The sequence below is a fragment of the Desulfosarcina sp. genome, from assembly GCF_041551955.1.
Lineage (GTDB): Bacteria > Desulfobacterota > Desulfobacteria > Desulfobacterales > Desulfosarcinaceae > Desulfosarcina.
Genome location: NZ_JBFELV010000181.1, coordinates 1 through 9,372, shown reverse-complemented (window position 1 = coordinate 9,372; position 9,372 = coordinate 1). Strand labels below are relative to the sequence as shown.

Genomic DNA, 9,372 nt, shown 5'->3' with positions numbered 1-9,372 from the left:
CCCCGAACCCTGAAAGTCAGCGCCACCGAAGCCACCTTTTGCTCGCAGGCGGGCAGGGTCACGGTCAGCAACCAAGATTGACGGATTCGTTAAAAGCCCGATATCTGCGTTACGCTTCATCTCTCGTCACTGCGACGTACGATCAGTACGCCTCGCTCCTCATGATGGAACATGAATGTTCGCCGTACGGAGGAAGGTCGATTTGCTGTTCACTCGCTTAAGCTCGCTTTCGCGGCCCGCAAGCCTTGATCTCGGGCTTTTAACGAATCCGTCTGAAATGAGGCTTTTTCGAGGCTACCGAGACTAATCACCATCGAGAATAAAGGAAAAGGAAAATGAAATTAACCACCCTGTTCGATAAAGGCGAATTTGTTGTCACCGGCGAAGTCGGACCGATCAAAGGCGCCGTGAACCGTGACAAAAACATCGATCCGCTTTGCACCCAGGAGGCCAAATATTTGCAAGGCTGGGTTCATGCTGTCAATGTGACCGACAACCAGTCCGCCGTGATGCGTCTGGGATCCCTGGCCGCCAGCGTCGGTTTAAAGCAAAAGGGGGTCGAACCCGTCTATCAACTCACCTGCCGGGACCGCAACCGCATCGCCTTGCAGAGCGATCTGCTCACCGCCTATTCACTGGGAATCGACAACGTGCTGCTGCTCACCGGCGATCATATCCAGCTCGGCGACCACAAGGAAGCCAAGCCGGTTTTCGATCTGGATTCGGTTCAGCTCATCGATATGGCCATGGGGCTGCGCCACGGCCACGATATCACCGGCAACGCCATCGAAAATCCACCGGACATGGCCTATGGCGCCGTGGTCAACCCCAATTTCGAACCGCTGGAACTTCAATTGATGAAAATGAAAAAGAAAGTCGATGCCGGCGCCGAATTTTTCCAGACCCAGGCGGTTTATGATCGCAGGGTTTTTGAGACCTTCATCAACAAGGCGTCGAAGTTGAACGTTCCCATCCAAGTGGGGCTGGTGGTGCTAAAATCCCCGCAGATGGGGAAATTCATGAATGCCAATGTTTCCGGGATCGAGGTCCCCCAAGCCTGGATCGATGAAATAGGCAGTGTGGAAAAGGAAGACCGCAAAATGAAGGCGGCTGACATGATGGGACGATTTCTGTCTGAAATCAAACACATGGTTCAGGGGGTGCATCTGATGCCCTTAGGCTGGGCCGACATCGTTCCAAAAATATTGCAAACGGCGCGGATTGCCGTTTAATTGGAATCCAGAGGTAGAGCCATTTATTATGAACCGAAAAGGGAGGCTCGAGAATAAATCCTTTTCAGCCTTTGCCCCGGGCGGTGAAATACCGGGTCATGTAGTAGTAGATCAGTCCGGCCACCAGCATGGAGGGCATCGACCCGCCGACCGGATATTTCATCAGCGCGATCGTCTCGAAGGTCACAAATCCAGCCGCCCAGGCCACCGCTGCGACGATATTGACGCCCTTGAAATACCAGTACGGCCCGCCGATGGTGTCGATGGCCTCGATTTCCAATTTGCCTTTGCGCAGCAGGAAGTAGTCGGTGAGCACCACCCCGAACAGGGGCATAAACATGGCACCGATAAAAAGTAGAAAGTTCTCATACTGTTCCATGGGAAACACTAGGGCCACCACGATGGACAGGATCCCTGCCACCCACATGACCGTGTTGGCCTTGATCTTCTGGGATATATTCATCATGGAGCAGGTGGCCGAATAGATATCCGGAAAATCGGAGGTAATCGTTGAAAACACCACCATGACCAGTGCCGGTACCGCAAACCCTATTTTTCCCATGGTCTGAAGAATCAGGGCACCTGGATCGGTTTCGCCGGTTACCAGGGTGGCCATCAACCCCAGCAGGTACATCCAGGAAGATACGATAAAATAGCCCACCCAGGTGTTCCAAAACGCCGGCCCGCTTTTTTTGGCAAAGCGTGCGTAGTCCGCCACCAGGGGCATCCAGGAGATGGGCATGGCGATCACTATATCGAGGCCGATCATAAACGGCATCTGGTTGGTGTTGGCTGTCGTCACCCCGCTGCCGAACTCACCGAAGGCGACCCAACTCATCAGGACAATCACCAGCAACAGGGCGATCACCGCTGTCGATTGCAGTATTTTCCAGAGCGATTTGCCGGTTCCCAGGGCCCACAGCAGGGTCCCTACACCGATAAGCACGATCCAGAACTGGCTGGAAGCCAGCATCCCTCCGAAGGGCGCGCCCAGCATGGCACCGGCCCGGCCGCCGATGATCAGCATGATGGATGCCCAGCCGATAAGCTGAATGATGTTCAAGACCGCTGGCAGGTTGGAACCGCGGATACCGAAAGCGGGCCGAACCGAGACCATGGAAAGGATTCCGTGTTGCGAGCCGATGACACCCCCCAAAGCCATGAAGGTGTTGCCGATCATATGGCCCAGGATGATCGCCCAAAAGCCGGCCCAAAAGCCCATGGGGGCCAGAAAACCGCCGGCCCAGATTTCGGCCAGGGAAATTGCCACCCCGGCCCAAAGAAGAAAATAATCGAAGCCGTTTAGATTTCTTTCAGCGTCCGGTATCGGCTTGATATCCATCCTTAATATTTATCAATCAGATTGCGGATAAAGGGAAGCAGGCGTTCTCGCATGTCCGGCCGGTCCAAAGAAAATGCCAGGTTGGCCATCTGAAAGCCGGCCTTATTGCCGCAATCGAAACGGGTTCCCTGGTAGCGGTAGCCATAGATATCCTGGGTCTTGAGCAGCCGGGCCATGGCATCGGTGATCTGGATTTCACCGCCGGCGCCCGTCTCTTTGCCTTGAAGAATGGTGAAAATTTCCGGGGTCAGGATGTATCGGCCGATGATGGCCAGGTTCGAAGGGGCCTCTTTCGGTTTCGGCTTTTCCACCAGACCGCGAATTTTGGTGACGCTGTTGACCAGCGGGTCCGCATCCAGGATGCCGTACTTACTGGTCTCCTTGGGGTCCACTTCAACGACTGAAACGATCGAGGACTGCAGCTCGTCGAACTTTTCCATCATCTGTTTCAGCACCGGTTTTTCCGCTTTGATCAGGTCGTCGGCCAGCAGAACCGCAAAGGGTTCGTTGCCCACGATGTTCCGGGCACACCAAATGGCATGCCCCAGTCCCAGGGGTTGGTTCTGGCGGGTATAGATGATGGAGCCGGATTCGGGGATAAGGGAGTGAATCATTTTAAGTTGGGCGTCCTTGCCCCGGGCCATGAGCATGTGCTCCAGTTCACAGGAGTGGTCGAAATGGTTCTCGATGGCGTTTTTCCCGGCACCGGTAACGAAAATGATCTCCCTGATGCCGGAGGCATAGGCCTCTTCCACGGCATACTGGATCAGGGGTTTATCCACGACCGGCAGCATCTCTTTGGCCATGGCCTTGGTGGCCGGCAGAAACCGGGTGCCCAGACCGGCGACGGGGAAAACGGCTTTTCTGACTTTCATGAATCCTCCCTGGTTGAGATATTGTGCAGACCTAACGCTGCTTACCGGGACGCAGCGGAATACAACCACCTAATATTAAATAACAAACTACAAATAACAAATCTCAAACAAATCCCAAATAACAATATGCAAATCTCAAACAAGGGCAGAATGCAGCTGATTGATATTTTGATCTATCCAATATTTGTGATTGAAATGCCCCTATCTTCAAGAGCATATGGTTTGGATTTTTGAATTTGGAGATTGTATTTTATTTGTGATGTGGTTTTTGGGCATTGTGATTTACCGACTACCTCTAAACGGGTTCCACCCATCCTTGCGGGCCTTCGATGTCGCCATACTGAATATCCTGGATGGCCTGGAAAAACCGGTGGGCCAGGGGCCCGACCCGTCCGTCGCCGACGGTGATGACCGTGTCTTCGTATTTAAGCTCACCCACTGGAGAGATCACGGCCGCCGTGCCGGAACCGAAGATTTCCTTCAATTGGCCTGACGTGTGGGCGGCCATCACGTCGTCGATGCTGATTTTTCTTTCGGACACCGTCATGCCCCATGACCGTCCCAATTCGAGCACCGAATCGCGGGTGATGCCGGGCAGGATGCTGCCTGAAAGCATGGGCGTGATCAGTTCGTCGCCGATGACGAAAAAGATGTTCATCGCACCGACCTCTTCCACATATTTTTGCTCGACACCGTCCAGCCACAGCACCTGGGTGTAGCCGGCCTTGTGGGCCTTGTCCCCGGCAAGCAGGCTGGCCGCATAGTTGCCCAGGGTCTTGGTGTCGCCCACACCGCCGCGCACCGCCCGCACATGCTCTTTGGTGACCATGATTTTCACCGGGTTGAACCCTTCGGCGTAATAGGCCCCCACCGGGCTGAGAATGATGAAGAACCGGTAGGTAAACGACGCCCGGACACCCAGAAAGGGGTCGGTGGCGATGATGGTCGGCCGGATGTAGAGTGAGGTTCCCGGCGCACTGGGAATCCAGTCCTTTTCGACGTTGAGCAGCTGTTTGAGGGCCTCTAAAGCAAAGGCCTCGTCGATGGCGGGGATGCAGAGCTTGCGGTTGGACGCATTCAGGCGCCGGAAGTTTTCCTGGGGGCGAAAAAGCTGAACGCCCCCTTGACCGTTGCGGTAGGCCTTCATGCCCTCGAAGACCCCTTGACCATAGTGCAGGACCATGGTGGACGGTTCCATCACCAGGGGGGCGTAGGGCTCGATGCGCGGATTGTACCATCCTTTTTCCACGCTGTAGTCCATGTTGAACATGTGATCGGTGAAGATCGTGCCGAACCCCAGTTTGTTTTCATCCGGTTTGGCTTTCAGCTGTTCGGCTTTGGTGATGGTCACTTGCATGATGGTCCTCCTCGCTGAATAAGACGGTCTCGGTCCGGCGCCCGGATCAAGGAAACTAAAATAATTTAGAACAGTTCTGGAAAATATAGACGGATAGACAGACTCGCTATAGGTACACTTATTTTACCCATGAATCAATACCATCAATAAATCGATTGCGTCGTGCCGGCATCGAACAGATGCAGATGATTCAGGTTCATTGCCATGCGCAAGTGTTGGCCGGCGTGAAAAATTCTGCGGCCCTCGCTTTTGACGATAAAGGTGATCCCTTTAAAATTCATGTGCATGTGGGTTTCCCCGCCGAGGGGCTCGACCACCTCTACCGTGCCATCCAGCTTCCATTCCTCGGGATAGTCGCCGTTGCCGTTGTCCACGGTAAAATCCTCGGTGCGCAGGCCCATGATGACATCGGTGTCTGCTTTAACCGACATGCCCTCCTTTTCAGGGAGGGGCACGCTGAGCTGGTCGTTGAACCGGATCTTCAAGGTGTTGCCGTCGTAGACGATGCGGGCAGGAACCAGATTCATGGGCGGGCTGCCGATAAAGCCGGCCACGAAGGTGTTGGCCGGGTTCTGAAACAGTTCGATTGGCTGTCCCACCTGCTCGATGTCCCCATTTCGCATCACCACGATGCGGTCGGCCAGGGTCATGGCTTCCACCTGGTCGTGGGTGACGTAGATGGCCGTAGACTGGACCTTCTGGTGCAAGCGTTTGATTTCAACACGCATCTGGGTTCGCAGCTTGGCGTCCAGGTTGGACAGGGGTTCGTCGAATAAAAATACGGAGGGTTTGCGCACGATGGCGCGCCCCATGGCCACCCGTTGCCGCTGCCCGCCCGAGAGCTCGTGGGGTTTGCGGTGAAGCAGGTCTTCCAGACCCAGGATGGCGGCCGCTTCGTTGACCCGTTCGAGAATCTCCGCCTTAGGGGTTTTGCTCAGCTTCAACCCGAAGCTCATGTTGCCGAATACGTTCATGTGCGGGTAAAGGGCGTAGTTCTGGAACACCATGGCCACATCCCGGTCTTTGGGGGCGATGTCATTGACGATGCGGTCACCGATGCTGACGGTACCGGAGGTGATTTTCTCCAGCCCGGCCACCATGCGCAGCACCGTGGATTTACCGCAACCAGAGGGACCAACCAGGACCACGAATTCCTTGTCTGCGATGTCCAGGCTGATGCCGTGGACCACCTCTGTCTTGCCGAATTGTTTTACGATGTCCCTGATAGTGACCTGTGCCATGGAACTCCTGTTATGAAGGGTTGATTAGCGTAGTGAAAAATGAGCACGCTTTTCCGGTTCAAGTCAAGCACTCTTTACGCGGATGCCGGTATTTTCTCAGATCCTTTGTGCTATTCACCGATGTGTCGACATTTTAATAAATGCTTGACTCGTGAGAGTGAACCCATTACTCTTATTTTATCTCGGGGGGAGTTATCTTCTTTTCTACCTATTTTCAAACCGTTACAACCAATTGGGAGGAGCGTGCAGCCATGATGAAAAAACTCATGATGTTGATGGTCGTGGTGATTCTGGCGGTTTTCGCCGCCGATCAGGTTTTTGCAAAACCCATTGAAATCCACTGGTGGCACGCCATGCGGGGCGCCCGGGGTGAAACCCTGAAAAAGATCGTGGATGCCTTCAATGCATCCCAGAGCGATTTCGTGGTGGTGGAGACCAACAAGGGCAATTACGACGAGACAGTCAATGCCGGTGTGGCCGCCTACCGGGCCAAAAAGCATCCCCATATCCTGCAGTCCTTCGAAGTGGGTACGCTCACCATGATGCTCTCCGGCGCCATTTATCCGGTCTACAAGCTTATGGCCGATCAGGGTTACCAAATCGACTGGTCCAGCTACCTGCAGCCGGTTCTTTCCTACTATGTGGACGAAAACGAGAACCTGCTTTCCATGCCGTTCAATTCGTCCACCCCGGTCATGTACTACAACGTGGATCTGTTCAAAAAGGCCGGTATCGACCTGCCTTCCAAGACTGAGCCGCTGACCTGGGACCAGATGGGCGATATTACCGCCAAACTCGTTGCTTCCGGTGTGAAAAAAGGCATGGTCACCTCCTGGCAGTCCTGGACCCAGGTCGAAAACTACAGCGCCATCCATGATCTGCCTTTTGCGTCCAAGGCCAATGGTTACGAGGGACTGGACTGTGAACTGCAGATCAACAATGCCCAGGTGGTCAACCACCTTTCGCGGCTTAAGTCATGGATGGCAGACAACCGCTTTTCCTACGAAGGCCAGAAATATCAGGGCCCTCAGGCCGCTTTTGTCGGCGGTGATGCGGCCATTTTGATGGAATCCATCAGCGGCATCGGCAATGTCAAGAAAAATGCCCAGTTTGCCTGGGATCTGGCCCCGCTGCCTGTGGAAGCCAGCATGAAGGAACCCCAGAACAGCATCATCGGCGGCGCCTCCCTGTGGGTCATGCAGGGACATCCCAAAAAAGATTACAAGGGCGTGGCCGCCTTCATGGACTTTCTGGCCCAGAACGACATGCAGGAGCTGTGGCACATGGAAACCGGCTACTTTCCCATCACCATCACGGCTTATGAGTCGCTGAAGAAAAAGGGCTATTTCGATGAAAATCCCTACCAGGAGGTGGGCATCAATCAGATGACCCGTCGCAAGCCCACCAAAAATTCAAGGGGGCTCCGCCTGGGCTATTTTGTGCAGATCCGTAATATCATCAACGAAGAGATGGAGCTGCTCTGGAACGGTTCCAAGAGCCCGCAGCAGGCCATGGACGATGCGGTGTCACGCAGCAACGAGAAGCTGCGCGAGTTCGAAAAAACCTACAAGTAGACATTACCAAAAAACAGCGGTATACTCCTTGCGGTGCATCGGTCGATGCGCGATATATTGCGCCGGTGCGCCGCAAGGCGTTTATACGAATACGTCGGGACCGTGACCTTTACGCGTGCATCAACCTTGACGTGTCACACCGGAATCCATGATCAAACGATCCCATTTCACTTCCCGGACCTTGGCCTATCTGCTGATTACCCCGCAGATTCTGGTCACCCTGACCTTTTTTTACTGGCCGGCCGTGCAGGGCTTGCTCCAGTCGGTCATGCTCAGCGATCCCTTCGGCCAGCGCAGCCGCTTCGTCTGGTTCGACAATTTCATTACCATTTTTACTGACGCCCTCTACCTCAAATCCATTGGGATCACCCTCGGCTTCAGTCTGGCTACCGCCTTGACCAGTATCGTCTTCGGCCTGTTTCTCGCCTCGCTGGCCAACCGGGCCCTGCGGGCTAAAGCCGTGATCCGCACCATGCTGATCTGGCCTTACGCCGTGGCACCTGCCATTTCGGGTATCCTCTGGCTTTTCCTGCTGCACCCCTCTTTTGGTGTGCTGGCCTATTTTCTCCAGAACAAGATGGGCATCGACTGGAACCCGGTGCTCAGCGGTTCCGACGCCTTCATCATGGTGGTCCTGGCCAGCGCCTGGAAGCAGGTCAGCTACAACTTCGTTTTCTTCATGGCCGGACTCCAGGCCGTGCCCCACTCGCTCATCGAAGCGGCGGCCATGGACGGGGCCGGGCCGTTCCGGCGGTTCTGGACGATCACGTTCCCGCTGTTGTCGCCCACGTTCTTTTTCCTGATGGTCATGAATGTGATTTACGCTTTTTTTGAAACCTTCGGGGTGATCCATACGGTCACCCAGGGGGGGCCCGGCGGGGCGACCAACACCCTGGTATACAAAGTCTATCAGGACGGATTTATCGGTTTGAATTTAGGGTCCTCCGCGGCTCAGTCTGTGGTTCTCATGATCCTGATCGTCACGATTACGGTGCTCCAGTTCCGTTTCGTGGAGCGCAAAGTTCACTATACGGTGTAATGGCTTTCCATGGTTGAACGAACCCCCATACTCGACGCACTGACCTATGCGTTTTTGATGCTCGGCATCTGTATCGTCGGCTTTCCGATTTTCTATACCTTGGTGGCGGCATCACTTCCCTTGGAGGAGGTTGCCAAGGTGCCCATGCCGCTTACCCCCGGCGACCAATTCTGGGTGAACGTCAACGCTGCTTGGGAAACCGGTAATCTGGGGCGTCAGCTGACCAACTCGTTCATCATGGCCTCGGGTATCACCATCGGTAAGATCGTCGTTTCCATGCTGGGCGCTTTTTCGATTGTCTATTTCGACTATCGCTTCCGTAAAGTGGCTTTTGCCACGGTCTTTTGCACCCTGATGCTGCCGGTGGAGGTGCGCATCCTGCCCACCTACGAGATTGCGGCCAACCTTTTCGGTCCTCTTCAGTGGCTCATCGACACCCTGCACCTCAACAGTCTGATTCAGTGGTGGGCGGGCAACGATTTCGAAATCGCCCTGGAATGGAGCCTGCTGGACAGCTACACGGGCCTGATTCTTCCCCTGGTGGCCTCGGCCACCTGCACCTTCCTGTTCCGGCAGTTTTTTTTGACCGTTCCCGAAGAGCTGTGCGAGGCGGCCAAGCTGGACGGCGCTTCGGCCATGATGTTTTTCCGCAAGATCCTGCTCCCCCTTTCCGTGACGAATATTGCCGCCCTGGTGGTCATCGAGTTCGTCT

General features: G+C 54.8%; 8 protein-coding genes. 4 read left to right on the top strand and 4 right to left on the bottom strand.

Annotation, left to right across the window (positions count from 1 at the left end):
- Positions 1–335 precede the first annotated feature (335 nt).
- Positions 336–1,232, top strand: a complete 897-nt coding sequence (locus ABYV26_RS14250) for a methylenetetrahydrofolate reductase (protein ID WP_372682021.1) — start codon at positions 336–338, stop codon at positions 1,230–1,232.
- A gap of 64 nt (positions 1,233–1,296) precedes the next feature.
- On the opposite strand, the gene cytX is transcribed toward ABYV26_RS14250, so the two are convergent.
- The 4 genes from cytX to ABYV26_RS14230 all read right to left on the bottom strand — a co-directional run bounded on the left by cytX (position 1,297) and on the right by ABYV26_RS14230 (position 6,047).
- Positions 1,297–2,574 (bottom strand): putative hydroxymethylpyrimidine transporter CytX, encoded by a 1,278-nt coding sequence (gene cytX, locus ABYV26_RS14245; protein WP_372682020.1) that lies wholly within the window; start codon positions 2,572–2,574, stop codon positions 1,297–1,299.
- Between the two features lie 2 nt (positions 2,575–2,576).
- The gene (gene galU, locus ABYV26_RS14240; RefSeq protein ID WP_372682019.1) at positions 2,577–3,449 is read right to left on the bottom strand and encodes a UTP--glucose-1-phosphate uridylyltransferase GalU; all 873 of its coding nucleotides are present in this window, start codon (positions 3,447–3,449) and stop codon (positions 2,577–2,579) included.
- Between the two features lie 295 nt (positions 3,450–3,744).
- A complete protein-coding gene (locus tag ABYV26_RS14235; protein WP_372682018.1) occupies positions 3,745–4,806 on the bottom strand; it encodes a branched-chain amino acid aminotransferase in 1,062 nt (353 codons plus the stop codon).
- A 143-nt stretch (positions 4,807–4,949) separates the two neighbouring features.
- On the bottom strand, positions 4,950–6,047 hold the full coding sequence (locus ABYV26_RS14230) for an ABC transporter ATP-binding protein (protein WP_372682017.1): 1,098 nt from the start codon (positions 6,045–6,047) through the stop codon (positions 4,950–4,952).
- Between the two features lie 251 nt (positions 6,048–6,298).
- Between ABYV26_RS14230 and ugpB the strand changes: the two genes are divergently transcribed.
- The 3 genes from ugpB to ABYV26_RS14215 form a co-directional block, all read left to right on the top strand.
- Positions 6,299–7,621, top strand: a complete 1,323-nt coding sequence (gene ugpB, locus ABYV26_RS14225) for a sn-glycerol-3-phosphate ABC transporter substrate-binding protein UgpB (RefSeq protein ID WP_372682016.1) — start codon at positions 6,299–6,301, stop codon at positions 7,619–7,621.
- Positions 7,622–7,769: 148 nt separating this feature from the next.
- On the top strand, positions 7,770–8,660 hold the full coding sequence (gene ugpA / locus ABYV26_RS14220; RefSeq protein ID WP_372682015.1) for a sn-glycerol-3-phosphate ABC transporter permease UgpA: 891 nt from the start codon (positions 7,770–7,772) through the stop codon (positions 8,658–8,660).
- A 9-nt stretch (positions 8,661–8,669) separates the two neighbouring features.
- A partial coding sequence (locus ABYV26_RS14215) for an ABC transporter permease subunit (RefSeq protein ID WP_372682014.1) occupies positions 8,670–9,372 on the top strand: 703 nt, incomplete at its 3' end.

What these genes read in the sequence shown, in the direction of transcription:
- ABYV26_RS14250 (WP_372682021.1), top strand. Translation starts at nt 336, where the DNA reads ATGAAATTAACCACCCTGTTCGATAAAGGCGAATTTGTTGTCACCGGC.
- cytX (WP_372682020.1), bottom strand. Translation starts at nt 2,574, where the DNA reads ATGGATATCAAGCCGATACCGGACGCTGAAAGAAATCTAAACGGCTTC.
- galU (WP_372682019.1), bottom strand. Translation starts at nt 3,449, where the DNA reads ATGAAAGTCAGAAAAGCCGTTTTCCCCGTCGCCGGTCTGGGCACCCGG.
- ABYV26_RS14235 (WP_372682018.1), bottom strand. Translation starts at nt 4,806, where the DNA reads ATGCAAGTGACCATCACCAAAGCCGAACAGCTGAAAGCCAAACCGGAT.
- ABYV26_RS14230 (WP_372682017.1), bottom strand. Translation starts at nt 6,047, where the DNA reads ATGGCACAGGTCACTATCAGGGACATCGTAAAACAATTCGGCAAGACA.
- ugpB (WP_372682016.1), top strand. Translation starts at nt 6,299, where the DNA reads ATGATGAAAAAACTCATGATGTTGATGGTCGTGGTGATTCTGGCGGTT.
- ugpA (WP_372682015.1), top strand. Translation starts at nt 7,770, where the DNA reads ATGATCAAACGATCCCATTTCACTTCCCGGACCTTGGCCTATCTGCTG.